At 39.9% G+C, this 15,488-nt stretch carries 13 protein-coding genes; all 13 read left to right on the top strand.

The window, feature by feature from the left end; genetic code table 11:
* Window positions 1–50 precede the first annotated feature (50 nt).
* The 13 genes from ACIQCO_RS08140 (at window position 51) to ACIQCO_RS08080 (ending at window position 15,249) form a co-directional block, all read left to right on the top strand.
* Complete coding sequence (locus ACIQCO_RS08140; RefSeq protein WP_400427334.1) at window positions 51–3,239, top strand: DEAD/DEAH box helicase; 3,189 nt, start codon at window positions 51–53, stop codon at window positions 3,237–3,239.
* Window positions 3,240–3,306: 67 nt separating this feature from the next.
* Window positions 3,307–3,633, top strand: a complete 327-nt coding sequence (locus tag ACIQCO_RS08135; protein ID WP_400427333.1) for a YnfA family protein — start codon at window positions 3,307–3,309, stop codon at window positions 3,631–3,633.
* A gap of 1,302 nt (window positions 3,634–4,935) precedes the next feature.
* Window positions 4,936–5,505, top strand: a complete 570-nt coding sequence (locus tag ACIQCO_RS08130) for an RNA polymerase sigma factor (protein WP_400427332.1) — start codon at window positions 4,936–4,938, stop codon at window positions 5,503–5,505.
* A complete protein-coding gene (locus ACIQCO_RS08125) occupies window positions 5,489–6,220 on the top strand; it encodes a hypothetical protein (RefSeq protein ID WP_400427331.1) in 732 nt (243 codons plus the stop codon). Before ACIQCO_RS08130 ends, ACIQCO_RS08125 begins: the two co-directional genes overlap by 17 nt.
* Complete coding sequence (locus tag ACIQCO_RS08120; protein ID WP_400427329.1) at window positions 6,204–7,091, top strand: ABC transporter ATP-binding protein; 888 nt, start codon at window positions 6,204–6,206, stop codon at window positions 7,089–7,091. The genes ACIQCO_RS08125 and ACIQCO_RS08120 overlap by 17 nt, the downstream gene beginning before the upstream one ends.
* The gene (locus ACIQCO_RS08115; protein ID WP_400427328.1) at window positions 7,069–8,202 is read left to right on the top strand and encodes an ABC transporter permease subunit; all 1,134 of its coding nucleotides are present in this window, start codon (window positions 7,069–7,071) and stop codon (window positions 8,200–8,202) included. The genes ACIQCO_RS08120 and ACIQCO_RS08115 overlap by 23 nt, the downstream gene beginning before the upstream one ends.
* Before the next feature lie 159 nt (window positions 8,203–8,361).
* Window positions 8,362–9,102 carry a GntR family transcriptional regulator gene (locus ACIQCO_RS08110; protein WP_400427326.1) on the top strand — a complete coding sequence of 247 codons (741 nt, stop codon included), beginning with the start codon at window positions 8,362–8,364 and terminating at the stop codon, window positions 9,100–9,102.
* A 434-nt stretch (window positions 9,103–9,536) separates the two neighbouring features.
* On the top strand, window positions 9,537–10,256 hold the full coding sequence (gene deoD / locus ACIQCO_RS08105) for a purine-nucleoside phosphorylase (RefSeq protein WP_400427325.1): 720 nt from the start codon (window positions 9,537–9,539) through the stop codon (window positions 10,254–10,256).
* Between the two features lie 65 nt (window positions 10,257–10,321).
* Complete coding sequence (locus tag ACIQCO_RS08100; RefSeq protein ID WP_400427324.1) at window positions 10,322–11,695, top strand: MFS transporter; 1,374 nt, start codon at window positions 10,322–10,324, stop codon at window positions 11,693–11,695.
* Window positions 11,696–11,856: 161 nt separating this feature from the next.
* Window positions 11,857–12,474 carry a LysE/ArgO family amino acid transporter gene (locus ACIQCO_RS08095; RefSeq protein WP_400427323.1) on the top strand — a complete coding sequence of 206 codons (618 nt, stop codon included), beginning with the start codon at window positions 11,857–11,859 and terminating at the stop codon, window positions 12,472–12,474.
* A 45-nt stretch (window positions 12,475–12,519) separates the two neighbouring features.
* Window positions 12,520–13,281 (top strand): GNAT family N-acetyltransferase, encoded by a 762-nt coding sequence (locus tag ACIQCO_RS08090; protein ID WP_400427322.1) that lies wholly within the window; start codon window positions 12,520–12,522, stop codon window positions 13,279–13,281.
* 276 nt (window positions 13,282–13,557) lie between these two features.
* A complete protein-coding gene (locus ACIQCO_RS08085; protein ID WP_400427320.1) occupies window positions 13,558–14,595 on the top strand; it encodes an alpha/beta fold hydrolase in 1,038 nt (345 codons plus the stop codon).
* 63 nt (window positions 14,596–14,658) lie between these two features.
* Window positions 14,659–15,249, top strand: coding sequence for a TetR/AcrR family transcriptional regulator (locus tag ACIQCO_RS08080; RefSeq protein WP_400427319.1), 591 nt, complete (start codon window positions 14,659–14,661; stop codon window positions 15,247–15,249).
* Window positions 15,250–15,488 lie beyond the last annotated feature (239 nt).

The following is a 15,488-nucleotide window of genomic DNA, read 5'->3' as shown; positions in this document are numbered from 1 at the left end:
TGTTACAATCGTAATAGCAAAAATTAATCTTCAAGGAAGGAGCAAGCCTCGTGAACATAAGATTAAATCATAAAGTCATTCAAGAAATGTGTGGCATGGTCTCCTTCAAACGAGGAGATTATTTTTATCGTTCGGATAAAGTAACTTTTGAAGATTATCAGCCTAATCGTTGTCAAGCAACCGTTATAGGTGAGGAAAAGTTCCATGTAACCATTGCGACGGATGACCACGAAGATATTCTAACGGAATGTAGCTGTCCGAAGCTCGAATCCTTTGCTAAGGATTGTCAGCATATTGCAGCTGTTTTAATAGCAATTTACGACCATCAGCGTCAAGGAACCATTCCATCCACGTCAGCAAATCAGGGACTGACAGAAGGATTAAGGACTCTTTTCACTGATCCTCCAGTCCGCTCAAGTGGTCACCAGCTTCATTTTGAAAAAAGAAAAGTACTTGACGTCGAAATTACCTGTAAACCTGTGGCGATTGGCAACGGCCGATACATATTCGGAATAGAAATGAAGCTAGTATCGACTAAAGTGGATAATATCCGTGCTTTTTTGGAGCAAGTGCGAGAAGGAAAACGCTGTTTCCTTTCTAAATCATTTACGTACGACCCCAGTCTGCATTGTTTTCAAAATGAAACAGATGTGGTTATTCAGCAGCTCATCCACGTGATCCGTGATCAAAAGGTGTATGGAAAAGCTGAGTTGGAGAAGGAAAACCATCAGATACTCCATATTCCGCCAACTACATGGGAACGGCTGCTGCCTTTACTGCTTAGAGCACCACATGTGAAGGTGGAATATAATGGACAAGCATTTGCTGGAATGCACATAACAGACGAATCGCTGCCATTACAGTTTGACTTTATAGAAACGGAAGGAATGGGCTATCAGCTGAAGGTGAACGGCTTTCATCAGCTGATTGTCTTCGAGGCCTATCGGTCTGTATTATATGAAGGAAAAATAAAGCAGCTGGAAAGTCAGGACTGTAAACGGCTTTCAGACATGAAACAGATGCTCGCTGCTTCCGGAACCAATCAAATTCCAATTCCCCAAGAACAGATCCACTTTTTTCTAGAAAAGGTGGCCCAAGAATTAAAAAAGTTAGGCAAGGTTACCATCGCTGAAAGTTTAACTAAGCAATGGATGAAGACGCCGCTTTCTGCCAAGCTCTACCTGGACCGTGTCAAGAATCGTCTCTTAGCTGGACTTGAGTTTCACTACGAAAATATCGTTCTTAACCCATTGGAAAGCAGGGAACTCCCGGCAGGCACGATGATGGTTAGGGATGTGGACAAGGAAGAAGAAATCCTCAAGCTAATCGAGGATAGCTCGTTTGCCAAAACAGACGGCGGCTATTATTTGCATAATGAAGAACTCGAGTATGAGTTTTTGTATTATATCGTCCCGAAGCTCCAAAAGCTGGTTAGAATTTATGCAACGACGGCCGTAAGAAATCGAATTTTTAGAGAAAATGCTCGTCCGCAGATAAGGGTAAGGGTCAAAAAGGAACGGACCAATTGGCTTGAATTCAAATTTGAAATGGACGGTATTCCTGAAAAACAGATTCGCGAGATATTAGCCGCATTAGAAGAAAAGCGGAAATATTATCGTTTGCCAAATGGCTCACTGCTCTCGCTGCAGACAAGAGAATTAGAAGAAATTCAGCGTTTTCTTCATTCACCGCATGTAAAAAATAAAGATATCGCAGACGGTCTAGATTTACCGATTGAAAAGAGTCTTCAACTGCTTGATTCAGTTGATGTGAGCGATGCCTTTAAGCTGGAGGAATCCTTCCGGCAGTTGCTTGATCACCTTTACCATCCCGGCCGTTTGGAGTTCGAGGTGCCAACGAGCTTAGACCCGATCCTCAAAAGTTATCAAAAGCTCGGGTTTAAATGGATGAAAACCCTTGCCTACTATGGATTCGGCGGGATTTTAGCCGATGATATGGGACTCGGAAAAACGATCCAAAGCATCGCGTTTGTTGTGTCGGTGCTTCCCGATATTCGCAAAAATAAGCAGCCAGTCCTCGTTGTTTGCCCATCATCCGTGACGTATAACTGGCTGAACGAAATCAAGAAATTTGCCGGACCCGAGCTACAGGCGGTTGTCATCGATGGGAATAAAGCAGAGAGGTCCAAGCTTTTGAAGGATCTAACAGATTTTGATGTGCTGATCACTTCCTACCCGTTATTACGCCGGGAAATTACCTGGTTTGAGAAACAATCGTTTCATACGGTGTTTTTTGATGAGGCCCAAGCATTTAAAAATCCTTTGACACAAACGGCACGGGCGGCGAAGAAGCTCCAGTCCGATAATCGTTTCGCGCTTACAGGGACACCGGTGGAGAATTCATCAGAGGAGCTGTGGTCGATTTTTCACGTCGTCTTTCCGGAACTGTTTCGCGGTTTAAAGGAATTTAGTCAACTTTCAAGGAAAAACATTGCCCGAAGAATCCGTCCCTTTTTACTTCGCAGGATAAAGGAGGACGTGCTTGCAGAACTTCCTGAAAAAATCGAGTCGCAGGAATCAGTGGAGTTATTTCCTGAACAAAAGAAGCTGTATGCGGCTTATTTGGCAAAGTTGAGGCATGACACGTTGAAGCATCTCGACAAAGATACGATTCGGAAAAATCGCATCAAAATTTTAGCTGGTTTGACGCGGCTGCGGCAGATTTGCTGCCACCCCAGCTTGTTTGTCGATGGTTATAAAGGAAGCTCAGCGAAATTTGAACAGCTCTTGCAGATCGTCGATGAATCAAAGCTTGCTGGAAGAAGGGTGTTAATTTTTTCGCAGTTCACGAAAATGCTTGAGCTCATTGGCAGGGCGTTAACAGCGAAAGGACTGCCCTTCTTTTACCTTGATGGAACAACTCCATCAGAAGAAAGGGTGGAAATCTGTGAACGATTTAATCAGGGGGAGCGGGATTTGTTCCTGATTTCTTTGAAAGCTGGAGGAACGGGACTAAACCTGATGAGTGCGGATACCGTGATATTATATGACACTTGGTGGAATCCAGCAGTTGAAGAACAAGCAGCCGACCGTGCCCACCGGATGGGACAGAAAAATGTGGTTCAGGTCATCAAGCTGGTTGCCCGCGGAACCATCGAAGAAAAAATGAATGAATTGCAAGACAAGAAGCGCCACCTCATCGAAGAAATCATCGATTCTGAGGAGAAAATAAATTCTACTCTTACCGAGGAAGATATTAAGGAAATATTGATGATTTGAGAACGGGGTTAAGCCCTCTATAAACGCCTAACATGAAGAAAATCCTTGGATGAGGTGAGCGAAGTAAATGGTTAATTCAATTATATTATTTATTTTTGCAGGGTTAGCAGAAATTGGCGGAGGTTATTTAGTTTGGTTATGGCTGCGGGAAGACAAATCATTTTGGTATGGAATAATCGGCAGCCTCATCCTAATTCTGTATGGAATCATCCCAACCCTACAAAAATTCCCGACCTTCGGAAGGGTGTATGCTGCATATGGGGGAGTCTTTATTATTCTTGCTGTATTGTGGGGCTGGGCCGTTGATAAAAAGGCCCCTGATACATACGACTGGATTGGCGCATTTATTTGTATAATTGGTGTTTCAGTCATGCTATGGGCGCCACGACATTGATTTCCATCAATTAGGAAATCAATGTCGTGGGGAAGCAGAGGTTGTTGGTAAAAGGTTAGTCCAATTTTTATTGTGCCCGTCGAGCGCGAAAAAGGGGTTCGCGCGGTCACAAAAAAGAATAATTGTGCCCGTCGAGCGCGAAAAAAGGGGTCACACGGTCACAAATAAGAATAATTATGCCCGTGGAGCGTGAAAAAGAGTTCCCACGGTCACAAAAAAGAATAATTGTGCCCGTTGAGCGCGAAAATGAGTCCATACGGTAATAAAAAAGAATAATTGTGCTCGTGGAGAATCCAGAGTGCCGATCCCCCTCAGAAAATGGGGATCAACGGGCACTGTGAACGATTCAGAGTGCCCGTCCTCTTAGAAAATGAGGGTCAATGGGCACTGTGAAGGATCCAGAGTGCCCGTCCCCTCGGAAAATGGGAATCAACGGGCACTGGGAACAATCCAGAATGCCCGTCCCCTCGGAGTATGGAGGTCAACGGGCACTGTGAACGATCCAGTGTGCCCTTCCCCTCGGAAAATGGGGGTCAGCGGGTACTGTGATGCTTTTCAAAATGAAACTGGTTACCTTATTTACCACTTTGAATAATTTTAGAGGAATTTTTGCGGTGAGCAACGAAAGAATAGTAAGTATGCTTATCTCTGTTTTATTTTTTCGTAAAGGGAGAGCTCGGTATTGAATAAAAGGAAAATAAATATGTTACTCGCAATAATGGTAACCATCACGATCCTAACAGTTGGGGGTGTTAGAATCACTCAAATAAAAAATAATTACCAAGCGAACAAACTTATATTAGAATCGTGCGTAGATAATGGAGGCACCGCGGTGATCGGGCAAAAGCATTTCTGGTCGCTTACGTCAGCTGTGTGTGAAGAAAATTAGCCTAAATTTAGACATTATATCCAAGGTCTTTTATTTCAGGTAACAAGCGCTTTAGAAAAAATGAATAATAAAGTGAAGAATGGCTTGGAGAAATACTCCGAGCCATTCTTCATGCGAAATATACTGTGAAACTCTTGAGAGTTAGACAGTTAATGCGCCATTTAACTAATTAGAAATTTCCGTTTTTATCCATTCGTTTATCACGAAATCAAAATAAGTAAAAAATAAACACTTCCCTCCAAGTACTGGCTCCGCCTTCGCCAAATACCATGATAGCCACGCATGCTATCCCCGCTACTATTTACTATAACTCCCGATTATTAAAAAAATATGAATTAGATATTACTCATTCGTTAAATTTAGAGTTACCTTTTTAAAACTTTTCTTAAAGCCCATTCGTTTAACAAGCTGAGGTGAGAATTTTGATTTCCGATCATGACTTAGTTATTGAAATTAAAGCAGGCAGTCATTCCGCCATGGAAGTGCTTGTGAAACGCTATTATCAACAAATATATTCATTCATTTATCGAAAAACCGGTAATAAAGATACCTCATATGATCTTACCCAAGAGGTCTTCATGAAAATGTTGAAACGAATTCATACCTTCCAGGAAAAAGCCCAATTCAAAACATGGCTTTACACCATCGCGGTTAATCATTGCACGGATTATTTCCGTTCAAAATCGTATCAAGTAACAAAGAATACGGAAGAACTTGACGAACAGCATTCTCAAGATTCAGCTGAGGTTCCTTATATTTTTGAAAAAAGGGAAATGCGCCGTAATATCAAGGCTGCTATCCATTCACTTCCGGATTATCAGAGTGACACGATTTTATTGAAGTATTATCACGATTTAAAAATTAAAGAAATTGCGCTGATTATGGAGACTAGTGAATCCACCGTGAAATCAAGGCTCCGTCAAGGTATGGAAAAATTAAAGGGACTTTTACGAAGGGGTGATGACATTGATAAAGCCAAATGATCAGGAACTAGAAGATTGCTTTAACGAATTTACGATAGAATACCCAAGCGAAGAAAAAATTGAACAAACCATCGCAATGCTGCACCAGTATGTGCCGGAAAAGAAGAAAGTGCATTTGTTTCAACAGGTCTATAAAGAATTGCTCGGTGTTTCACGTATTTTCTGGATTGCTAATTTGATTTATTTAGCTGTGGGGATTGGCTTCATTTGCTTGGGAGGCGGAAATCCCTATATGACTTTATTTCTCCTTGCACCCTTGCCAGTATTAATCAGCTTAATTGATGTATTTCGCGGCAGGGATGAAGGAATGATTGAACTGGAATTATCGTTTAAGCATTCTCCATCACAATTAATCCTTTCGAAATTAGCGACTATTGGTTTGTTTAACCTTGTATGCAATGTGGTTTTAATCACAGTGATCGATATTTTTACCGAGAACATCCTATTAAGCTCGCTGTTGAAGTATTGGGCGGTACCATATATGGTTTCAATCTCACTCTGTTTATTTTTATCCATCAAATTTAGAGCAGTATTTGCAGCACCAATTTCGATCGCCATTTTGTTCTCACTGGGGATGGCTATTAGTCAAATGGCACCGGTATATGAAGCAGTCCCCACTGGAATGTTCCTGTTTCTTTTTATGGCGGCCCTTTTTTTACTTGGATTAGGGGTAAAAATGATTTACAAAGGAGCTTATCATGAATTTAGCGATTGAACACGTAACGAAAAAATACGGTAACCATCATGCAATAGATGACATTTCCTGCGAGTTTTCGAACGGTGTGTATGGAATCTTGGGAGCGAATGGTTCTGGAAAAACAACGTTGATGAGAATGCTGGCCACCGTTACAACACCAACAGCAGGCATTATACAGGTCAATGGAAAAAACATTCTAGAACTTGGCGATAATTACCGCGACATGATTGGCTATCTCCCGCAGCATATCGGACTTTATAAAAATTTTACAGCGGATAAATTTTTGCATTACATTGCTGCTTTAAAAGGCTTATCTAAGAAGGAGGCAGCTTTAAAAATTGAAGAGTTATTGGACTTAGTCAATCTTATGGATGTTCGTAAAAAGAAGGTCGGGACTTTTTCAGGCGGGATGAAACAGCGTATCGGCATTGCCCAGGCGTTATTGAATGACCCTAAAATCCTGATTGTCGATGAACCGACAGCGGGCCTTGACCCGAAAGAACGCATTCGTTTCCGCAACCTGCTTTCATCCATCAGCGGCGAAAGAATTGTATTATTGTCTACTCATATTGTGTCAGACATCGAATTCATTGCCAAAGAAGTGTTAATTTTGAAAAATGGCCGGCTGCTTCATAAACGGAGCCCACAGGAATTACTCAATGAGATAGCTGGAAAGGTGTGGCTTGTAACAACGGCCGAATCGGAAATACCGCGATACCAGGATATGTTTAAGGTAGGTAATATTGTCCGAAGTGAAAGTGGAGTGGAGCTGCGCATCATTAGTGATGATCGACCATCTCCAGCTGCCATCATAACAAACCCTAATTTGGAAGATTTATATTTATACTTTTTCGAGGAGGATTTCGATGCTGCGCCTGTTAAAGTTTGAGCTATACAAAATATATAAACAAAAGAGCATTTATATCCTATTTGCTTTGCTCATAGCGCTTATTAGTACGGGCGGTTGGATTGACCGCAGTAACGAAAAGGTTATTTACCAGGGATATCAGAAATGGGAAGGGAAATTAACTGCTGAAAAAATCTATAAATTAGATAGAATAAGAGAGGATGGAAATAAAAAATCGGATGCTGGACAAGAGTTTACCTTTAAAGAGCACCTTTTGTACAGTATTTCCATGGTTATTTTCCAACAAACAAATTTTACAGATGAGCGGAACAAGGAAATCGCACAGTTAACGGAAAAAATCCAGCAAACACCGCTCAGTTATGAAAAGAGACAGGCTGAGTTGAAAAAAGACATGCTTTCACGCATAGATACCTCATATTTTTATTATCCAAAGGGACCAGCAATAATGTTGGACATGATTTATACTTTTGGATTTGTGATAACGGCTTTTATGACGATTATCGGAATCGGGCCGATTTTTTCTAAGGAATACAGTTCGGGAATGGATCAGTTTTTACTCAGTTCAAAATATGGACGTTCAAAAGCGGTAACTGCCAAAATACTGGCTTCTCTGATGTTCATTCTATCAGTCATCGCTGTGTGGAGCCTATATAGCGTTGCAAGGTCTGCCTATTCATTCGGCCTGCATGGCTGGAAATCTTCTATCCAATCGGTTATTCAATTTCTTGAGTCTCCATATCCATTTTCATTATCGAGTGCATTTACAATGATGATGGCGATTCATGTGGTTGCCGCCCTCGCTTTTGGGCTAATTGTAGTATTTATTTCGGCGGTGAGCAAAAAGGTTATCGTTTCGGTGCTTGCAAGTGGAGTGATTTTTGGCCTTCCTCTCGCATTGGATACCGTGCTTGATTATGGAGGGACGAAAAAAGTTTGGGTTGACCGGTTCATTTCCTTTTCCATCTATCAATTTATGAAAGTAAAAGAATTATTTGTAGGCTTTCGAACCTATAACTTTTTCGGATACCCTGTACTGCAGCCTATTTTGGCGATAGTCCTATCAATTTTTACGATTATTATATTTTGGTACATGACCAAATGGATTTTGAAGAAAAAACAAATTACAGTATAAATCCCATGATTCTAACATCTATTGTTGCCATTCCCTTCTTTATTGCACTTTTCCATTTGAAAGTTTAAGGTATAATGGTGTTAAAATATATTCAATGGTAGTTATAACCGAATAGTAATAGATACCATTTTTGAAAACAAAAAATAGGTGTGAGAAAGCATGAATTTCAATCAAGAGGATTTGACTAAATCAAAAAAGCCATTATACATTATTGTTTACGATAAGCTGTTTAAGCTAATTATGGAGGGGACATTTCCTCCGGATAGCAGGCTGCCAACAGAACCCGATCTTGCGAAAAAGTTGGGGGTAAGCAGAATGACGCTGAGACAGGCTTTGGCTCTTTTACAAGATGATGGATTGGTCAGAAATGTCCATGGGAAAGGGAATTTTATTACAAAGTCCCATCAAAACCATCAAACAGTCGGCCTTGAGAAAGTAGGAAACCCGCTTTATAAATGTCATACGGAAACGATTGATGAAGTAGAGCTGAATTTCAGGATTGACCTAGTCAGTGATTATGCTGAGGAAGTATTAAAGAAAAAAATGGCGGCCGTGGTGGCATTGGAACGCTGGTATAAAAGTGGGGAGAAAGTGGTCGCCTATGCTCTTACCATGATGGCAGTCGAAACCGTGACAGAATTAAATCTAGACCTGCAAAATAAAGAAGAGTTATTAACCATGCTTGAAGAAAAAGTATATGATCTTGCTAATTCGTCAACCATTGAAATCAAACGTTCCATTGCCGTGAATAACACGTTACAAAAATATCAACTTTTCAAGGGAGAGGAATGCGATTTAATCCTCGAAAGTGTCTATATTAGCGACCAATATCCCGTGGTTTATAACAAATACTATATCCCTAAAGAGTTCAGTCAAATCAGAATTAATGCTGCTAAATAAATTGAAACAGTCAAACAGTGCCATTTTTTAAAAGCACTGTTTTTTTGTTTGGCTGTGTTAAAAGTGAATGTTGATTTCCGTTCCAGGCGCTTCGCGTTCCGCGGGGCGGGCGGTGAGCCTCCTCGGCGCTAAAGCGCCTGCGGGGTCTCACCTGTCCCGCTGCTCCCGCAGGAGTCTCGCGCCTTCCACTCCAATCAACATTGTGACCAAAATCAACAATATTTTTTAACACAGCCTTTTGTTTATAAAAAGCAAAAACTAACAAAAATAACTTGTTGTTACCTGAACTTTTGTGTGTTATTATTTTGTTGTATAAATAATAGACAACTATTTATACAACTATACAACATTGTTTAGGGATTGCATTATTTTTTTGTAGTAATTGAAAGCGGAAACAAGCTTAAAGTCTATTAAATCAAAAGGAGAGATTGATAATGAGTACATCGGAATTAAGAGAAACACCTCATATTAAACCAAATGGAGTAGAAATTGCTGAAACGATCCTTTTACCTGGTGATCCATTGCGGGCAAAGTTTATCGCAGACACCTACCTGGAAGACGTGGTTCAGTTTAATGATGTACGGAATATGTTTGGATATACAGGTACATTCAAAGGAAAAAGAATTTCTGTAATGGGAACGGGCATGGGGACACCAAGTATGAGTTTGTATTCATGGGAGCTCATTCATATATTTGGCGTGAAAAATTTAATTCGCATTGGGTCATGTGGAGCGATTCAAGATCAATTGAACTTGTATGATATCGTCTTTGCCATGGGTGCATCAACGGATTCCAATTATGTACAACAATACAATCTTCCAGGACAGTATTCAAATATTGCTTCGTTTGCACTTTTAGAGAAAGCGAAGAAAGTGGCTGACGAAAAAGGCCTTCCTGTTCACGTAGGAAATGTCCTTTCAAGCGACTTCTTTTATAATGCGGATCAAACAGCATTGGATAGATGGAGTAAGATGGGCATCTTATGTGCGGAAATGGAAACGGCGGGACTATATATGAATGCAGCTCATGCTGGCGTAAATGCATTAACTATTTTAACCGTAAGTGACCATATTTTTAGACATGAACAAACAACAACGGAAGAAAGACAAACAGCGTTCACGAATATGATGGAAATTGCCTTGGAGCTTGCTTAAGAAGTACAGATTTTTTTCGGAGAATTAGAGCACCTAAGAGGCAACGAGGAGAGGGAGTATAGCAGATGACTACATCTAGCTTGAATAAAGCCGGAGTGCAAGACGTTACGATAAAAAAGGCTGTCCCGGTTTTATTATTATTGTTTGTTTTATGCTTGGTAATCGACAATTCATTTAAAATTATTTCAGTAGATATGGCCAAAGATTTTGGTATTTCTGCGACAACAGTCAGCTGGCAATCTACCTTGGCGGGTCTTGTTATTGGGATTGGAGCTGTCGTCTATGCTGCTTTGGCTGACTCCATTAGTATTAGAAGACTTTTGAGCATTGGAATTATCTTAATTTGTGCAGGTTCATTAATGGGCTATGTGTTTCAACATTCATTTACGCTTGTGGTTATAGCACGTATCATACAAACAGCCGGGCTGGCAGCAGCGGAAACATTATATGTTATTTTTGTAACGAAGCATTTACCGGAAAAGGAACAAAAGAAATTTTTGGGATTCAGCACGAGCAGCTATGCCCTATCGTTGGTTATTGGCTCACTGACAGGTGGATATGTATCGACGTATTTACATTGGACAAGCCTATTTTTAGTCGCTCTCATCACAATCATACTACTTCCTTTTATTTTAAAATATCTACCGAAGGAAAAAGGGAAGGGCGGATATGTTGACGTCATTGGCTTGTTCCTAGTTGGAGTCATAGCTGCTTTTCTAATGTTGTATATTTCAGGTTTTAATTGGATTTACTTATTCGTGTTTATCGCGGCAATTTTGTTATTCTTAGCTTATATAAGCAAGAACTCAAAGGCATTTATCGGTATTTCTTTTTTCAAAAATAAGCGTTTTGTTACCTTGCTTGCTGTAGCTTTTGTTATTTATACGGTTCAATTGGCCTATATTTTCTTGTTTCCGTTCCTGCTTGAAAATATTTATGGCATGAAGCTTGATACGATTTCGCTATTATTGATTCCAGCCTATGTTTTATCGGCCACTGTTGGAGCCCTTTCCGGAAAAGTTGCTCAATTTCTTGGAAGTAAGCAATCGATTATTACAGCAATGGCTGGCATTACTGTTAGTGTATTGTTGGGAGGATTGTTTGTTCAGAGCTCGGTAGTTGTGTTCGTCATTTCGATGATTTTATTCTCTTGTTCCTTCGCACTCATGTATGCACCGATGATCGATTCATGTGTAAGTACAATTGCAAAAGAAAATTCCGGTACAGCGGTTGGATTTTATAACTTGGTTTTAAATGTAGCCGCTTCAATTGGAATTGCCTATACAGCAGCAATGATGGATTCACCCTCTATGAAAAACAACTTTTTGGGATATATCCATCTTGCAAATGCATCCTTATACAGCAATATCTTATTAATTCTATCATTAATCTCTGCTTTTAGTTTGGTTGTTTATTGGGGATTAGTTGGACGGAAGTGATTCCATTTTATATGTAGATTGAATGAGAACCCTGAGACAAAAAACGTCCGGGGTTCTTTTTGGGTTTAATTGATAAAATCATCCCTTTGGATGGAGACAATTCTAGCAAATCAAACTACAATAAGAGTAGATACATATAATGCCAGATAGGAGATTTGTTGATGTTTGCTTCATTTATTCATGGATTTATTCTTGCATTTGGACTCATTCTTCCTCTTGGGGTTCAGAATGTTTTTGTTTTTAATCAAGGGGCATTACAACCACGTTTTATAAAAGCGTTACCCGTTGTGGTTACCGCTGCATTGTGTGATACCCTTTTGATCTTGGTGGCTGTTTTAGGGGTTTCATTCATCATTCTCGGTTCATTTTGGATTAAGACGATTTTGATTGTGGGCGGGTGCATCTTTTTAATCTATATGGGCTGGATCTCATGGAAGAGTAAACCAAGTAAGGATAAAGAAGAAGTGGCAAAGAAATTTTCTTTTAAAAAACAAGTATTGTTTGCCGCGTCAGTTTCCTTGCTGAACCCTCATGCAATCATGGACACGATAGGAGTCATTGGAACAAGTTCATTGAAATACCAAGGGGAAGAAAAAGTCATATTTGCGGTTACCTGTATTTTAGTTTCCTGGCTTTGGTTTTTGGGACTTGCCCTAGCCGGACGGATAAGTGGAAAACTAGATCAATCCGGAAGATTCATGTTGGTATTGAATAAACTCTCAGCCTTAGTTATGTGGGGAGCAGCCATTTACCTTGTATTTTCTTTATTTAAAAATTAGGACGATGCAAGGAGTTTTTGTTATATAGAAAAAGGAGGAGGCATTTTGGAAGATATTCAAATGGTTGAACTAGATACAAAAATCCTAGAAGGAATGGGTAGTTATTGTCTTCGAAGTAAGAAAAAATCGATTGGTTATATTAATAAAAATAAATGGCTTAATGATAGATTTGAGGAAGGTCTAAGATATGTACAGTTGATAGAAGATAAAAAACAGGTGGGGTTTATTGAATACACGGAAGCTGAGTTTTCTTCTAGAGTAGTTCACGCCGATAATTATTTGGTAATCCATTGTCTCTGGGTAAGTGAAAATGGAAAAGGATACGGTACAAAACTTATTAATAAATGTCTTCAAGACGCAAGAAAACTATCTAAGCTGGGTGTTGTAGTTGTAACAAATCCTGAAACTTCTTGGACGCCAAGTAAGGATATCTTCATCAAGAACAACTTTAATTTAGTTGACAGGGCACCTTTCAACTTTGAGTTACTTGTTTATCAATTCGAGAATAATACCCCACTACCTTACTTCCCTAGTAACTGGGATGAGAGAGTTGAAAAATTTCATAACCTTACAATTATAAGGTCCTTCCAATGTCCGTATGTAGAAATCGCAACAGAAAATATTATTACTGGTGCAAATAAATTAGGGGTTGAGGTTAAAATAATTGATTTAAAAAATAGAGAAGAATTAATGGAAATCTCTCCAACTCCTTATGGTATATTTTCCGTCATTTATAAGGAACAACTTATCACATTCCATAGATTGACCGTTCATTCGGTCATTAAACGTTTAAAAGAGCTTATTTAAATTAGGAAGATCTAGAGGGACAAGGGGACAGTAAACTGTCCCAATATTTATGAATGCATTAGTGAAAACTGAAATGAAAATTAAGCCAAAATGTTATTAAGAAAGGATCCTTGTTACTTAGAGTGATTTTTACCTACAAGGGTTCTTGGCTATTTTGGGACAAGGAACCTGACCCGCTGTCCCCCGAAATTTATTATTGACAGATAACTGAAAATACTTCATTATAAAAATGAGTGAGTTACTCACTCATCAAATAAAGGAAGAGGGTATGTACACATGAGCAATACCAATATCCTGCGGGAAATCCTTTTACGAAAGCGTAACCAGAGTAAGAATACTAAGCTACTTCAGATCAATACACCGAATAGCATCGTCGAAAGCTGTTATGTAAAAATCGGCGGTATTGACCAATGGATCACCATACGCGGTGAGAATCGGAACAACCCCATTTTATTATTGATTCATGGCGGCCCTGCCTCCACCTGTTCCATCTTCAGTCCATTATTACGCTCATGGGAAAAGCATTTCGTAGTCGTTCAATGGGATCAGCGCGGCGCTGGAAAGACATTCGGCAAGAATGGAAAAGACGGAAGCGGAACCATCACTTTTGATCGCCTTGCACAGGATGGAATAGAGGTAACGGAATACTTGACTGCAAAGCTTGGCCATCAAAAAGTCATTCTCATCGGAAGCTCCGCGGGAAGTCTGATTGGTGTCATAATGGCAAAGCTTCGACCGGATCTTTATTATGCGTATGTAGGCACGGATCAGAATGCCCCGGATTCGCAAAATCTTTTGTATGAAATAACAATGAATGCTGTCCGCACAGCAGGAAATAGGAAGGGTGTTCAATTGCTTGAACAAATGGGAGCGGATCAATCTCAGTGGAGTCGTAAGGACTTCGACAAGAGGAATCGAATTCTTGTGAAAGCTATTAATAATGTTCCAAATATGATTACAGACTTAATTTTACCATCTATGCTCTCTTCGCCGGAACATAAAATACGTGATATGATGGATATTTTTAAAGGCATGAATTATTCCCTTGACCATCTATTTGATGAATTAAAAAACTTTGATTCTAAAAAATTAGGGATGCGATTTGAGCTGCCAGTTTTTATTTTTCATGGAGATAACGACATTATCACTCCAACTGAACTGGCAAAAGTTTATTACAACGAGATTGAAGCTCCTCATAAGGACTTTGTTCTAATCAAGAACGCCGGCCATTTGGCATGCTTTGCCCGTTCCGATCAGTTCCTTCAGGAGTTGATAACGAGAGTTCGTCCTCTAGCTTCCCCAACTCCCAACTAAAACTCTTCCAGAATAATGGTATAATGAACATAATATTTCAGAAAGATCTGGAGGTTGGAACGATTGTCTCCATTAAACAAACTACAGCTTGATCAAATCCGTGACCAACGCAGGGTGCAAATAAAGCAGGCGGCACTGAAAGTGTTTGCGCGCCGTGGGTATACTGGAACGAAAACAAGCATCATTGCCGAGGAAGCAGGTATTAGCGAAGGACTTATTTACCGCTATTTCCATTCTAAAAAGGAGCTTTTCACAACCATTGTTCAAGAATTGATGGAGGAAGCTAGAAGGGAAATCAAGCATGTCCAATACTTGCCTGGAACACCCTTCGAACAAATTAGAAACTTAACAAAAAATATGATGGATGAAAACAATATGTACGCATTTATGCTAATGGAACGAGCTCGCAAGGCGGAGGATGTCCCGGAGAAGGTCACTGAGATCTTTAAAGAGGTTTCCACTAATGTTCTCATTGATCCGCTGGTTCCTATCTTCGTTAAAGGTCAGGAGATAGGCGAATTTTCACCAGGGGAACCACGAAGGTTGTTGTCCTGGTATTTTACCATAATCAACAGTCTTCTCACCCAGGATGAGGTGGATGAAGAGTATGGTCTACCAGATGTGGATGTGCTGATGCGTATTTTGGCAAAATAATACTTTTCAACCAAAGGAAACTTTTAATATTTAATTTCACACCTTCTTGCTTCCGCAATTGGGTGATTGTGAATAACACTGAGCAATGATAAATACCAAGTAGCAGGAGCCTGTTAAGGGTCAACGGGCTCCAGGCACATTCATGAATGATTACGTTTTTGAGTTATTCTTGATTATGTTCTTTGTTAATAAATCCAAGTGGCTCACTTTTTTCATGTTCTTTTTAATAAAAATGGCGC

The organism is Neobacillus sp. NPDC093127 (assembly GCF_044754175.1).
Taxonomy (GTDB): Bacteria; Bacillota; Bacilli; order Bacillales; family Cytobacillaceae; genus Neobacillus.
The sequence above is the reverse complement of the archived record's forward strand: the minus strand, read 5'-3'. Positions and strand labels throughout refer to the sequence as shown.